The sequence below is a fragment of the Flavobacterium sp. N3904 genome, from assembly GCF_025947305.1.
Taxonomy (GTDB): domain Bacteria; phylum Bacteroidota; class Bacteroidia; order Flavobacteriales; family Flavobacteriaceae; genus Flavobacterium.
The window spans coordinates 1,823,853-1,838,469 of record NZ_CP110009.1; the positions used below are offsets into that span (position 1 = coordinate 1,823,853).

13 protein-coding genes are annotated in these 14,617 nt (G+C 35.0%); 8 read left to right on the top strand and 5 right to left on the bottom strand.

Annotation, left to right across the window (positions count from 1 at the left end; translation table 11 throughout):
- The first annotated feature begins 10 nt into the window (after positions 1–10).
- Both OLM57_RS07465 and OLM57_RS07470 read left to right on the top strand, forming a co-directional pair.
- Positions 11–2,230, top strand: a complete 2,220-nt coding sequence (locus OLM57_RS07465; protein WP_264566596.1) for a glycoside hydrolase family 3 N-terminal domain-containing protein — start codon at positions 11–13, stop codon at positions 2,228–2,230.
- A 6-nt stretch (positions 2,231–2,236) separates the two neighbouring features.
- Complete coding sequence (locus OLM57_RS07470; RefSeq protein ID WP_264566597.1) at positions 2,237–3,169, top strand: sialate O-acetylesterase; 933 nt, start codon at positions 2,237–2,239, stop codon at positions 3,167–3,169.
- A 203-nt stretch (positions 3,170–3,372) separates the two neighbouring features.
- Here the strand turns inward: OLM57_RS07470 and OLM57_RS07475 are convergent, their stop codons facing one another.
- The gene (locus OLM57_RS07475) at positions 3,373–4,494 is read right to left on the bottom strand and encodes an acyltransferase family protein (protein WP_264566598.1); all 1,122 of its coding nucleotides are present in this window, start codon (positions 4,492–4,494) and stop codon (positions 3,373–3,375) included.
- Positions 4,495–4,589: 95 nt separating this feature from the next.
- Positions 4,590–6,920 carry a glycoside hydrolase family 3 C-terminal domain-containing protein gene (locus OLM57_RS07480; protein WP_264566599.1) on the bottom strand — a complete coding sequence of 777 codons (2,331 nt, stop codon included), beginning with the start codon at positions 6,918–6,920 and terminating at the stop codon, positions 4,590–4,592.
- Positions 6,921–7,230: 310 nt separating this feature from the next.
- Between OLM57_RS07480 and OLM57_RS07485 the strand changes: the two genes are divergently transcribed.
- On the top strand, positions 7,231–7,986 hold the full coding sequence (locus OLM57_RS07485) for an NUDIX hydrolase (protein WP_264566600.1): 756 nt from the start codon (positions 7,231–7,233) through the stop codon (positions 7,984–7,986).
- Positions 7,987–8,121: 135 nt separating this feature from the next.
- On the opposite strand, the gene OLM57_RS07490 is transcribed toward OLM57_RS07485, so the two are convergent.
- From OLM57_RS07490 to OLM57_RS07500, 3 genes are all read right to left on the bottom strand, one after another.
- Positions 8,122–8,697 carry a chalcone isomerase family protein gene (locus tag OLM57_RS07490; protein WP_264566601.1) on the bottom strand — a complete coding sequence of 192 codons (576 nt, stop codon included), beginning with the start codon at positions 8,695–8,697 and terminating at the stop codon, positions 8,122–8,124.
- 58 nt (positions 8,698–8,755) lie between these two features.
- Positions 8,756–9,337, bottom strand: a complete 582-nt coding sequence (locus OLM57_RS07495; protein ID WP_264566602.1) for a chalcone isomerase family protein — start codon at positions 9,335–9,337, stop codon at positions 8,756–8,758.
- A 321-nt stretch (positions 9,338–9,658) separates the two neighbouring features.
- Positions 9,659–10,729: an anhydro-N-acetylmuramic acid kinase gene (locus OLM57_RS07500; protein WP_264566603.1), complete on the bottom strand. Its 1,071-nt coding sequence runs from the start codon at positions 10,727–10,729 to the stop codon at positions 9,659–9,661.
- 96 nt (positions 10,730–10,825) lie between these two features.
- On the opposite strand from OLM57_RS07500, the gene OLM57_RS07505 reads away from it, so the two are divergent.
- From OLM57_RS07505 to OLM57_RS07525, 5 genes are all read left to right on the top strand, one after another.
- Entirely contained in the window at positions 10,826–11,965 is a 1,140-nt protein-coding gene (locus OLM57_RS07505) for an acyl-CoA dehydrogenase family protein (RefSeq protein WP_264566604.1), read from the top strand.
- Positions 11,966–12,099: 134 nt separating this feature from the next.
- Entirely contained in the window at positions 12,100–12,777 is a 678-nt protein-coding gene (locus OLM57_RS07510; RefSeq protein ID WP_264566605.1) for a Crp/Fnr family transcriptional regulator, read from the top strand.
- 154 nt (positions 12,778–12,931) lie between these two features.
- Positions 12,932–13,468, top strand: coding sequence for a carboxymuconolactone decarboxylase family protein (locus OLM57_RS07515; protein WP_264566606.1), 537 nt, complete (start codon positions 12,932–12,934; stop codon positions 13,466–13,468).
- Positions 13,469–13,546: 78 nt separating this feature from the next.
- A complete protein-coding gene (locus OLM57_RS07520) occupies positions 13,547–13,960 on the top strand; it encodes a nuclear transport factor 2 family protein (protein ID WP_264566607.1) in 414 nt (137 codons plus the stop codon).
- Between the two features lie 6 nt (positions 13,961–13,966).
- On the top strand, positions 13,967–14,596 hold the full coding sequence (locus OLM57_RS07525; RefSeq protein ID WP_264566608.1) for a pyridoxamine 5'-phosphate oxidase family protein: 630 nt from the start codon (positions 13,967–13,969) through the stop codon (positions 14,594–14,596).
- Positions 14,597–14,617: the final 21 nt, after the last annotated feature.

Below are 14,617 nucleotides of genomic sequence, written 5' to 3' on the forward strand. Positions count from 1 at the left end.
AATTTTTATAATGAAGAAAACAACAACATTAGCATTGCTATTTGTTTCGTTTTTTGCTTTTGCACAGCAACAAACGATAGATCAGAAAGTGGAAAGTTTGCTAAAACAAATGACACTCGAAGAGAAAATAGGGCAGATGAATCAATATACAGCAGATAATAGTGCCACAGGGCCAATTACGATTAATGCCAATAAACAAAGCGAAATTAAAAAAGGTTTGATTGGTTCGATGTTGAATGTTATGGGAACCAAACACACAAGACAATATCAAGATTTGGCGATGCAATCCCGATTGAAAATTCCGTTGTTGTTTGGTCTGGATGTGATTCATGGATACAAAACTACGTTTCCTATTCCGTTGGCCGAAGCCGCAAGCTGGGATTTGACAGCGATTGAACTTTCGGCTAGAATTGCTGCTACCGAAGCGGCTGCCTCAGGAATTCACTGGACTTTTGCGCCAATGGTGGATATTTCACGCGACCCGCGTTGGGGTAGAGTGATGGAAGGCGCTGGAGAAGACACCTATTTGGGATCGAAAATTGCCTATGCCAGAGTCAAAGGATTTCAAGGCAACTTGGGTGAAGTCAATTCGGTTATGGCTTGTGTCAAACATTTTGCGGCTTATGGAGCTGCGATTGGTGGGCGCGATTACAACTCAGTTGATATGAGCGATAGAATGCTTTGGGAAACGTATTTGCCTCCTTTCAAGTCTGCTCTCGATGCTGGTGCAGCCACATTTATGAATTCGTTCAACGACCTTAACGGAATACCCGCAAGTGCCAATACCTATTTGCTTAGAGATATTTTGAAAGGAAAATGGAATTTTCAAGGTTTTGTGGTTTCCGATTGGGGTTCGATAGGCGAAATGGTGAGTCATGGTTATGTAAAAGATAATAAGGAAGCCGCTCTTGCCTCTATAACTGCGGGAAGTGATATGGATATGGAAAGCAATGCATATCGTTATAATCTGGAGCAATTGGTAAAAGAAAATAAAGTTCCGGTTGCCTTAATTGATGATGCTGTAAAACGAATTTTACGCAAGAAATTTGAAATGGAATTGTTTGACGACCCTTATAAATTTTGCAATCCAGAAAGAGAGCAAAAAGAATTGAATAATCCAGAACACACCAAAGCAGCCAGAGAAATAGCAGCAAAAAGTATTGTGCTCTTGAAAAATGAAAGAGATGTTTTACCACTTTCGAAAGGGTTGAAAACAATTGCTTTTATCGGGCCAATGGTAAAATCCAAAAGAGACAATCACGGATTTTGGGCTGTTGATGTAAAGGATGTTGATTCGACCTATATCGTTTCCCAGTGGGAAGGTTTGGAGAATAAAGTGGGCAAAAGAACCAAAATTTTGTACGCCAAAGGATGTGGTGTCGAAAGTAAAAGTAAAGAAGGTTTTGCTGATGCATTGAATGTTGCCAGTCAAGCCGAGGTGATCATTTTGAGTATAGGAGAAAACTTCAATAAGAGCGGGGAAGCCAAGAGTAAAAGCAATCTGCATTTGCCCGGTGTTCAGGAAGATTTAATCAAAGAACTTCAAAAAACGGGAAAACCCATTGTTATTTTGATTAATGCCGGAAGACCTCTTATTTTTGACTGGACCGCCGATAATATGCCAACGATCGTGTACACTTGGTGGTTGGGCTCTGAGGCGGGTAATGCCATTGCCGATGTACTTTTTGGAGATTACAATCCGTCTGGAAAATTACCAATGTCATTCCCGAGAACCGAAGGACAAATTCCAATTTACTACAATCATTTTAATACAGGAAGACCTTCTGTTAATGAAGATAAAATTTACAAATCGGCTTACATCGATTTGCCAACAACTCCGAAATTCCCATTTGGATACGGATTGAGCTACACGACTTTTGAATATTCGGATTTGAAATTGTCTCAAAAAACAATGAAAAATACGGAGTCAATTACGGTTTCGGCAAACATAAAAAATACGGGAAGCGTAAAAGGCGAAGAGGTGGTTCAATTGTATTTGAAAGATAAAGTAGGTTCTGTGGTGCGCCCGATAATTGAGTTGAAAGATTTTCAAAAAATAACATTGAATCGCGGGGAAACCAAAACTATTCAGTTTACTATTGACAACCAAAAATTATCGTTTTACAACAATGCATTGGAATTTGGTTCAGAACCCGGTGATTTCGATTTGATGATAGGTTCGTCATCGGCTGACATTCGTTTGAGAGATAGTTTTGAATTGGTGAAATAATTTAAAATGAAATATATTCTACTGTTTCTTCTCATGCCCAGTATGCTTTTGGCACAAACCCAAAAAGACACCATTCGTGTGTTTTATTTGGGAGGTCAATCGAATATGCAGGGGTATGGGTATGTAAAAGAGCTTCCAGATTCTTTGAATAAAAAAAATAAAAATGTTTTTATTTATCAAGGAAATCCTGTCGGAGATAATGATAAAAGCGGAGGGTTAGGAAAATGGGAGGTACTTCAACCCGGGAACGGTACCGGATTTGCATCTGATGGAAAGAATAATACACTTTCGGATCGATTTGGTGTCGAGCTTTCGTTTGCCAAAAAACTACAGGAATTATATCCAAACCAAAAACTGGCCATTATAAAATATGCCAGAAATGGCTCATCGATTGATAGTAGTGGTACTGCTTATTTTGGCGCCTGGGAACCTGATTTTAGAGGAGGAAAAGGAATGAATCAATATGATTATTTTCTAAAAACGGTCAATAACGCGATGGCTGTACGAGACATAAACGGTGATGGAGTTGAAGATGTTTTGATTCCGAGTGGCATTATTTGGATGCAAGGAGAAAGCGATTCCGATAAAACAGAACAAATTGCCAATCAATACTGTGCAAATTTAAAGCGATTAATGCAACTCATGCGAGCGACTTTCAGAAATAATGATTTACCAATAGTCATTGGAAAGATATCCGATTCGGGTGATGATGCCGATGGAAAAGTTTGGGGTTTTGGGGAATTGGTGCAATACGGACAAGAAAAATTTGCTTTAACTGAACCCAATGTTGCCATTGTTAGAACTACAAATACTTATAAATATACAGACAAATACCATTATAAAAGTGATGGTTATATTGATTTGGGAAAAGAATTTGCAAAAGCAGTTTTCTTTCTAAATAATAAGAATAAATCTAAAGGAGAGTCTTTGAATCAATAAATAAAGCGCTCTTGTTAAACAAAAAAGCGACACCATTCTTCTGAATTGTATCGCTTTTTTTGTAAAAGTTTACCATTGGCATTTATAAGAGTCCAATATTTTTTGCTTCTTTCGAAGGTAGTATCGGGGAGATATGTGGTATTTATAAAGGACTATTTATTACCAATGGTATAATTGTGTTTTGGGTCTAAGGATATTATTGATTAATTGTTTTTTAATACTTTTTGTTTTAACCAAATTCGCACAGGCTCATCATATAATTTTAAGCAAGTATAAGCAAGAATAATAGCTCCTATAAATGTCAATAAAGCAAAAGGAAATGCTTGTTGAAAGGAAGGTTTGTTGCCAACGGCCCAACCCGTATAAATGTAGATCAACGGATAGTGAGTTATGTATATAGGATAGGATATTTCTCCTAAAAATTTACAGATTCGGGTTGGATATTTGCCTGTAACTTCCCCGCTTGCACCCAAATAAACAATCAATGGAAAGAGGATAATTATACTCAAAGAATCATACAAACCATTCATCCATAAATGTTCGCTTCCGCCAATTCTGGGCATTGCCAGAACAACAATCGTTAACAAACTAGCCCAAAAGAAACCGTTTTTAATAGTTGTCAGTTTTACGATGCGATGCAATAATAATCCCCCAAAAAATGGAAACAGCATGCGTGAAAACCCAATATGAAGCTGTGCAGGTTCCAGAGACCAGCCGCCAATGACATCTCCATTTGGACTTGTTAGTGCAAGATGAATTAAGAGACAACCTGACAAAAACACCAAAATGGCAAGTGCTGTATTCGAAAATTTACGTACAAATAAAGCATAAAGAATATTGCCAATATATTCAAAGAACAAAGACCAGCCTGGTCCATTCAGCGGATGCATTTCCTGCCAACCTCTTATATCCAAGGATGAGGAAACAGGAATAAGTGTAAAACCGATGAACATTACAACAAGCATTTTCCAAACGGGGACTTCATGTATAGCAGGCCATAAAACTGAATCTTGAAAATAAAAACAAATAGCACCAATTATCATTCCCATCACCACCATGGGTTGCAGTCGGACAAGGCGAATTTTGAAGAAATCAGCGACACTCATTTTGCTCCAGCGATCATCATAAGCATAACTGATAACAAATCCCGAAAGCAAGAAAAAAAAGTCGACCGCAAGATATCCGTGGTTGATAATTTGGTCTAAATGACTGGTCGCATGAGCCTCAAAAATATGGAAAGCAACTACCATAAGTGCCGCTACACCCCGTAAACCGTCCAGTATTGGATAATGTTTTTTTGAAATTAATAAAGTAGATTTTTCCATACAGATAGATTAGATTTTTTTAAAAATGAGGCTGCCCGACAGAGACAACCTCAAAGATAAACAACTATTAAATAACCAATTAATATAGTGTTTTTTTAACTTGCATTAGCACTTTTTAAAATAGCTTGCAGATCTTCTTCGGTAAATTTTCCGCCTGAAAGCAATATGAATTTACTGATTGGCATATCTCCCAGCATGGCTTGCATAAAAGATTCTGCTTTTTTCTCTTCTTCGGTTACAGCTTTTTTATTACCGCCAGTAAAACTTCTAGTAAGCTGTTCATATATCACAGAACTATTTGGTGCGTTTTTGAATTCTTTGAACATAGAATTACGCGTAAAAACAATTTTGGCCGTTTTGGTAGATTGAATTTCAATAGTTTGTTGCAAAGGCAAATCTCTTGAAGAACCTCCTACTCGAATGTCAAATTTTCCTGATTTTACAACCCAGTCGTGAGCAACAGTACTGTAATAAGCAAAATCGCGAGATGTTAAGTGAAAGCTTATTGTTTTTTCTTCTCCTGCATTTAAGTCTACTTTTTCAAAATGTTTCAATTCATTTTCTGGTCGAGACGTTTCTGTAGCTTGTTCACGTACATACAATTCGACTACTTCCTTGCCAGCGACTTTGCCTGTATTTTTTACTTTCAACGAAATAATGATATCGTCAGTATCTTTGGCAAGTGTTGTATTTGCTTTAATATCAGAATATGCAAAAGTGGTGTAACTTAACCCGTACCCGAAAGGAAAATTAGGTTCGATTTTTCTTTTGTCATAATAACGGTATCCAATGAATATTCCCTCACCGTAATTGGCATTACCGTCTTTTGAAGGAAAATCGATTGCTGTAGGAGTATCTTCCAGACGCGCCGGGAAAGTTTCGGATAATTTTCCGGAAGGATTTACTTTTCCAGTCAATACATCAGCAATCGCACCACCACCGGCTTGACCACCTAAATACGCTTCTACAATTGCTGACACCTCTTTTTTCCAAGGCATAGAAACCGCCGATCCATTCATTAAAACCACCACCACATTTTTATTGACTTTGGCAACGGCGTCAATCAATTGGTTGTGTCCCGCAGGCATATCCATGTTGGCTCTGTCGTATCCTTCAGATTCATAAATATCTGGTAACCCTGCAAAGACTATAACAGTTTCGGCATTTTTCGCATTTTGTACTGCTTCGGCAATCAATGTTTCATTTGTTGTTCCATCAGTTGCGTAACCTGCGGCATAAGAAAAAGAGGTTCCTTTAGACAATTTTTGCAATTCATCGTAGGCGTTTTCTATTTGTGTTGGTTTTACTTGCGAACTTCCAGAACCTTGGTAACGCGGTGTTTTTCCGAATGCCCCAATAATTGCAATTTTGGTAGTCGTAGTGGATAACGGTAAAATAGAGTTGTCATTTTTTAACAAAACAATACATTCGCCACTTACTTGTCTTGCCAAAGCATTGTGCTTTGGTTTGTCTACCACTATTCCTTGTTTGTGACTATCTTTCGCTTTAAGCGTTACGGCCAGCGTTTCAATTACAATTTCGTCTAATGTGGTTTCTTTCAAAGCGCCTTTTTTTACCGCTTCGATGATTTTTTTATTATTATATCCTCCACTGGCTGGCATTTCAAGGTTTAAACCTGCTTCAACTCCTAGAGCCCTGTCATTTACCGCTCCCCAGTCAGAAACAACAAATCCTTTGAAACCCCATTTTTTCTTTAGAACATCATCTAATAAATATTTATTCTCAGAAGCATATACACCATTCAATTTATTATACGAACACATAACGGTCCAAGGCTGTGCTTCTTTTACCGCCATTTCAAAAGCAGGAAAATAGATTTCGTTCAGAGTGCGCTCGTCTACATTGGAACTGTTGGACATTCGTTCAAATTCTTGATTGTTGGCTGCAAAATGTTTCATCGAAGTTCCTACACCTTGGCTTTGAACTCCGTTTATAAATGCCGTAGCAATTCTACCAGCCAGAATAGGATCTTCAGAAAAGTATTCAAAATTACGACCGCCCAATGGAGAACGTTTCATATTGACACCTGGGCCTAACAAAATTTGAACATCATTGGCTTGTGATTCTAGAGCCAATGCTTCCCCCATTTTTTGTGCCAAAGCCGTATTCCATGAGGAGGCCAAAGCAGAGGCAGTAGGAAAACAAGTGGCAGGTACACTATTGGTAAAATCAAAACCTACAGCTTTTCGTAAACCGTGAGGGCCATCCGTCATAAATATAGAAGGAATTCCCAATCTCGGAATTGCTTGTGTGGACCATGCTGTTTCTCCAGAACATAAGGACGCTTTTTCTTCCAGAGTCAATTGGGAAACTAACTTTTTGGCTTTTTCTCTATAATCCGTGGTTTGTGAGAATGCTGATACCGAAATAAAAAATCCTATAATGAGCAAAAATGTATTTTTCATAATTATAAGTGGTTGGTTTTTAATAAAATGCAATGCGTTAATATGACGCAATGTACATTTAATTTTAATACAAAAAACAATTTTGGTAAAAAAAAAAGATTTAAATACTGATTTGGATGAACTTGACAGTATTTTTAGGTAAATATTTAATTTTTCGGATTTCAATTTTATCATTCCTTTAAGAATCAATAAGTAACTTTTCTGTTTAAGTGCCTCTCGATAGTTAAGATTAATTTTAGTTTATTTTCTATACTAAAAATGAACTAAATTGCGGCGTAATAACGAATAGGAATAACGATACCACAAAGCCATGTTAAAAACACATTTAAAAAACACTAAAGAGTATCAACCTGGATTGTCAATTGATTGTGTAATCTTTGGTTTTGATGACAATCAGCTCAAAGTTTTGTTAATCAAAACAGGGTACAATGACAGTTGGTCTTTACCTGGGGGGTTTATTTCGAAAGATGAAGATATTGATACTGCGGCTGTTAGTGTTTTACATTCCAGGACTGGACTCAAGGGAATTTTTCTGAGACAATTCAACACATTTGGAGCAGTAAAAAGAAATCAAGATCATTTTAGTAGTGATGCTTTGGCTCATTTTGGAATTTCTCCCGAAGAGGTAGAATGGTACACGAGTCGGTTTGTAACTATAGGTTATTATGCGTTGGTCAATTTTTCTAGAGCCATTCCGCAACCCGATAATTCGAGTGAAACAGTACAATGGATTGATCATAATGAGGTGCCCGAATTGATTTTAGATCACAGGGTAATTCTGGACAAGGCTTTAGAGACACTCAGAACCGAACTGAATTTAATGCCCATAGGATATAATCTTCTGCCAGAAAAATTCACTATACCCGAACTCCAAAAATTATACGAAACCATATTAGGAAGAACATTAGATCGCCGAAACTTTCTTAGAAAAATAATCTCAATAGGAATACTTACTAAACTCGACGAAAAGAAAAGTAACGTAGCCCACAAAGCCCCAAACCTCTACAGTTTTGACAAAGAGAAATACGAAGAAGTCTTGAAGAATGGTTTGACTCAAGGTTGGTAAAAAGTATAAAAAAAACTCCACTATTTCTAATGGAGTTTTTGTTGTTGACCGTGACCTACAATTTTTTAGTTATGCCAATTTTAGATCATGATTATTATTTAAAAATTTAATATTTTTTGAAAGTTCAAAAAAGGACTAAATACCCAATAAACTATTTTTTAAATCTTCGTCAACTGGTTTATCCCCTAACCAAATACCAAAAAATACTTTTTTGAATTCAAATCCTTCCACTTTCCCCTTAAAGAGACCGTTTTTTATAACCCAAACAGAACTGTCAGTTGGATTATAAGTTAATTCAAAAACATCTCCTCTTGTGATTTCTTCAGCCAAATAGCTTTTTAGCAATTCCATTTTTGGCTTTAAAGTCTCAAAACGATCACCTGCAGATTTTTCAAAACCTGCATGAATTGCTCGGGTTAATTTACCTGATGAAACTAATGCTGAAGTAATTTCAATTCGGATTGACATGGTAGAATTGTCATTGATGATTTCTTTAGGATCTTGAGACAATATACTCAAATACAAAGCTTGAATATAAACCTCTACCCACATTTTAGATCTTGATCCAGCACCATTTAGTTGCAGCGTTTTATTTTCAAATTTCATTGTTCTCGGTATGGTTACTCCTTCAAAGACAATTTGTTTTTGAGCATTTGCTTCAGAAAATAAGGCCGAAATAACAAGTGTTATTACTAATATAATTTTTTTCACGATTATGATAGTTTATAGTTTTTAAGGAATAGTAAATTTATTTAAAAAACAGCTTGGATTAATGTCCTAATAAACTGTTTTTTAATTCTTCATCAACAGGATTATTGCTCAACCAAATACCAAAAAAAGCTTTTTTGAATTCAAATCCTGGAATCTTACCTTCTAACACATTGTTTTTGTAAACCCAAATTGATTTATCAATTGGTGTGTAGATTAAATTAAAATTGTCATTTTTATTGGTGTCTTCGCGATTCAAAAGTTTCTCCAGTAAATCTAATTGGGTTTGGAATTTTGGTACATTTTCTTCTCCAATAGATTTTACAATACCTTTTTGTAAAGCTTTAGATAATTTTTTTGAAGAAACTAATGATGATGTTATTTGCAAACGAATTGCCATATTAGTGTCGCTATTTAAAATATCTGTAGCGTTATCAGATAAATTGCTTAGGTATAAAGCTTGTATATAAACTTCAGTCCAAAATTTGGTGCGAGATCCAAAACCATTTAGTTGTAAATCCCTACCTTCAAATGCAATTGTTCTAGGAAGAGTTACTCCTTCATAATCTATTTGTTTTTGAGCATTTGCTTCCGAAAATAAACTAGAAATGAGAAGAATTGCTACTAAAAATATTTTTTTCATGTTTGAGGTATTTTTAATTTCGCGCAAAAATAATGCTAAAACGTCATAAATTTAATTTTTTAATAACTTTATTTTATTAAATATTTAAAATATAACGTTATAGTTGTTTATTTCTTATAAAAAAGTAATGTACTGGTAAATAAACACTTACAATAATTATAAGATAATAGCTATTTTTTGATTTAAAAAAAATACTTTTAAGATAATTTTATTGCATTTAAACTCTATAGTAATTACATAAAGAATTATTATGATTTGTCTAATTAATTGATAAACAGTATGTTAATAGGTTTGATATTTGAAAAAACGAAAAGAATTCTTTTAGTTGCCTAGAAAAATAATTCCAGAACTATGATCGTGATGTGCTCCTGTTACACTTTGTAGCACATTGGTTTCTTCCCGAAGTTTTAAAACCCCGAGTAAAGCAAAAATCAATGCTTCTTTAAATTCCAGAATTTTTTTGGAGGGTATTATTATATTCATTTTTGGCAAATAAAATTGAATTCTTTCCATTAAGAAATCGTTGTATGCGCCTCCTCCAGTGGTTAATAAGTTACCATCTTTTTTTGGTAATGCTGCAGCAATTTGAAACGCTACGTGTTCAGAAAAAGTGTTTAATTTATCCTCAACAGGAATTTGATACTTTTCAATTATAGGCAAAACAGTTTCTTTTACAAATTCAAAGCCTAATGATTTTGGGTATTTTTTGTTATAAAAATCCAAAGCGTTTAATTCGTCAAGCAAAATAGCATTGCACTTACCCGTTTTTGAAATTTGACCTTTGTCATCATAATCGAGACCCAGTTGATTGGCATAAAAATTAAGCACCGTATTTACAGGCGAAATATCAAAAGCAATTCTTTGGTTGTTTTCTTCAAAAGAAACATTAGAAAAACCACCAAGATTCATGCAATAATCGTATTCTGAAAATAAGATGCGATCGCCAATCGGTACCAACGGGGCGCCTTGACCACCCAATTGTACATCTTGCACCCTGAAATCGCAAACTACTTTTTGATGTGTCAGTTTTGCAATTTCGGGTAAATTTCCAATTTGAAGTGTAAAACCGTTTTGTGGCTGATGTAAAATGGTGTGTCCATGCGAACATACGGCATCCAAATCGTGAATGTCATGCTTCTTTATAAAATCAACAATAATGGAAGCCAAAAGTTGAGTGTAGTTTTTATTTAATGCTATCAGTTGGTTTTCTTTGTAATCTACGGCAGTTTTCAAAATGGAAATCCAATTCAAATCGTAAGAAATGGTTTCGCATTCGGATATTTCAAATGACCATTTATCATTTTTTATTTCGAATTGAATATGAGCCAAATCGACTCCATCTAGCGAAGTTCCTGACATCACTCCGATAACGTTATAGTAATCTTTTTTCATAGGCCAAATTTACGATTCAAAATTGAAAAATTCATAATTAAAAATTACCTTTGACAACATTTTTAAAACAAAAACCAATTTTTATTTTATATTATTATGGATTTTAATCTTACCGAGGAACAATTAATGATACAGCAAGCAGCGCGAGATTTTGCTCAAACTGAATTGTTGGAAGGAGTAATAGAAAGAGATGAACACTCTAAATTTCCTACAGAACAAGTCAAAAAAATGGCTGATCTTGGTTTTTTAGGAATGATGGTAGATCCAAAATATGGAGGTTCTGGTTTGGACAGTGTTTCCTATGTTTTGGCGATTTCTGAAATTGCTAAAATTGATGCTTCAGCAGCGGTTATTATGTCTGTGAATAATTCATTGGTTTGTGCTGGATTAGAAAAATACTGTAATGAAGAACAAAAAATGAAATATTTGGTTCCACTTGCCAAAGGAGAGGTGATTGGAGCATTTTGTTTATCGGAACCAGAAGCTGGATCGGATGCAACTTCTCAAAAAACCACTGCGATTGATAAGGGGGATTATTATTTATTGAACGGAACCAAAAACTGGATCACCAATGGTGGGACCGCTTCTACATATATAGTAATTGCCCAAACGGATGTTGAAAAAGGGCATAAAGGAATCAATGCCTTTATTGTTGAAAAAGGCTGGGCTGGTTTTGATATTGGACCAAAAGAAAAGAAAATGGGTATTCGTGGTTCAGACACACATTCTTTATTGTTTAATGATGTGAAAGTGCCTAAGGAGAATAGAATTGGAGCTGATGGTTTTGGTTTCAATTTTGCAATGTCAGTTTTAAACGGTGGACGTATCGGTATTGCTTCACAAGCTTTGGGAATTGCAACTGGTGCTTATGAATTGGCTTTGAAATATTCGCAAGAGCGTAAAGCTTTTGGAAAAGAAATTTTCAAACATCAAGCAATTGCTTTCAAATTGGCTGATATGGCTACACAAATTTCGGCCGCCAAATTGTTGTGTTTTAATGCGGCGTATCAAAAAGATCAAGGAATGGATATTTCTCAATCGGGAGCAATGGCCAAATTGTTTGCTTCTCAAACTGCAATGGATACTACCATTGAAGCAGTACAAATTCACGGTGGAAACGGTTATGTAGCAGAGTATCATGTCGAGCGTATGATGCGTGATGCCAAAATCACCCAAATTTATGAAGGAACTTCCGAGATTCAACGTATTGTAATTTCAAGAACTTTAATTGCATAATTGATTTTCGATATATCGATATATAAATCCAAACTTGAATTTTCGAGTTTGGATTTTTTTATTTGAGGGAACCGTTTTTTTGAACAGGACTTTGTTTATTTTTACATCAATTGGCAACACAATTATAAATGGTTATGTACGACGAATTAAAATATTGGTACCTTCGAGATCACAAATTATTTTGGACATTGAGTATGTCACAAATTAAACAGTTGTGTATTATTACGGGTTTTAAAAAAGCAAAAAAAGGAGACGTGATTTATTTTTCTTCTTCAGATGTGCCAAGGGTTTTTCTTCTTAAAAAAGGGAGCATCAAAATTGTTGCTGTCGATGATGACGGCAACGAAACCATCAAAGATATTATTCAAAAAGGCGATTTGTTTGGTGAATTGACTTTGGAAAATGATGTAAATTCCAATGAATATGCCAAAGCATTGACCGATGAAATTATTATTTGTAGTTTTCTGCTATCTGATTTTGAAAACTTATTGCTTCAAAATCCTAGTTTGGCGTTGTCTTATACCAAGTTTGTAGGATTGAAAATGAAACGCATCAAAAACAATTATGCGAATTTAATTTCGAAGGATGCCAAAACTAGATTGTATCAATTTTTAAAAGATTGGGCCGAAAGAGAGGGCAAACGAACAGATAATAGAGTTGTTCTTGAAAATTATCTCACCCAGAATGATATGGCTCAAGTGATTTGCACTTCCAGACAAACAGCCACTCAATTGCTAAATGAAATGGAGACTAATGGCTTGTTGTATTACAATCGTAAAGAAATTATCATTGAAGATATTACTAAATTGTAGTTATACAACTTTTTCTTTTGTTGTTTAGTAGTGGGTTTATTTTTAGTAAAGGAAAATTATCCATCACCTTGCGTTTATTATCCATTTTATACCTTTTAAAGCTGTCGCATCTTTGTAATGTCAATAAAGACAAGCAATTTTAAAGAAAAATAAAATGACAACTACAACATTTTCAGTTCCAACAAGATCAGAAGTTTCAGAAAACAACCAAGTAATTTTTGATAATTTACAAAAAGCATTAGGATTTGTTCCAAATTTATATGCTACGATTGCCTATTCAAAAAATGGATTGGAAAAATATTTAGCTTATCAAAATGCAAAAACTTCTTTATCCAATAAAGAAAAAGAAGCGGTAAATTTAATCGTAAGTCAAGTTAACAACTGTACGTATTGCCAAAGTGCCCATACGGTTATTGGAAAAATGAATGGTTTTACAGATGTGCAATTGTTGGACATTAGAAGAGGAAAAGCTACGGATGCCAAATTGAATGCACTGGTTCAGCTTGCTGCCGAAATTACACAGACCAGAGGAAACGCTAATTCTGATTTAGTTGACGCTTTTTTTGCTCAAGGTTATACTAATGAGAATTTAGTAGATTTGATACTTCAAGTGAGTGATAAAACAGCAATGAACTATTTGCACAATTTAACTCAAGTGCCAGTTGATTTTCCTTTGGCACCAGCTTTATAATTTATTTTTAAAATTCAAAAAGTGCAAACTAATTCAATTGGAGTTAGTTTGCATTCTATTTAAACAAAATCATTTATTATGGAAAAAAGACATCCACTTCCGCCTTTTAATATGGAAACTGCTTTACAAAAAGTGCAACTAGCCGAAGATGCTTGGAACAGCAAAGATCCAGAACGCATTGCTTTGGCCTACACCATTGACACCGAATGGCGCAACAGAACCGATTTTATCAATGGTCGTGAAGCAGTTAAAGAATTTCTGAAAGGAAAATGGGAAAAAGAACTCGAATACAAACTCAAAAAAGAGTTATGGGGTTTTCGCGAAAATCGAATGGCCGTTCGTTTTGAATATGAATATCGAAATGCAGCGGGACAATGGTTTCGTGCCTACGGGAACGAAAATTGGGAGTTTGATGAAAATGGTTTGATGCGTAAGCGTTTTGCCAGTATTAATGATTTGCCAATAGACGAAAAAGACAGAAAATTTAAATAATTTCTTATGGCTAAAAATTTTGCAGAAATAGCCTTTTCGGATGCTGTCAAAGCGCTACAAGAAAAACATGGTAGTCGAAAAGGGTATGAACGAATGGAAAAATTCAATTTCATTGATGGTTTGTCCAAAAATGAAATGGATTTTATAGCCAATCGGGATAGTTTTTATTTGGCATCCATTGGTGAAAAAGACTTTCCTTACATCCAGCATCGAGGCGGACCCAAAGGTTTTGTGAAAGTCTTAGATAAAAAAACAATTGGTTTTATCGATTTTTCTGGAAACAAACAATACATATCGGTCGGGAATTTTGCGACCAACAATAATGTGGCATTAATTATGATGGATTATACTGTAAGGGCCAGGTTGAAAATTTTTGCCAAAGCCGAAATTATTGAACTGAAAGATAATCCGGAGTTATTGACCAAACTCGATTTAGAAGATTATCAGTTTCGTCCAGAGCGAATGATGCTTTTTCATATTGAAGCTTTTGACTGGAATTGTCCTCAGCACATCACACAACGTTTTACTGTGGAAGAAATACAAATAGCTTTTGAACCACAGCTTCAGTACATTTCAAAGTTAGAAAAAGAAATAGAAAATCTTAAAAACAGACTAAAAGAATCTGGTTTAAACTAAATTTGTTTATAAAAATAGCAT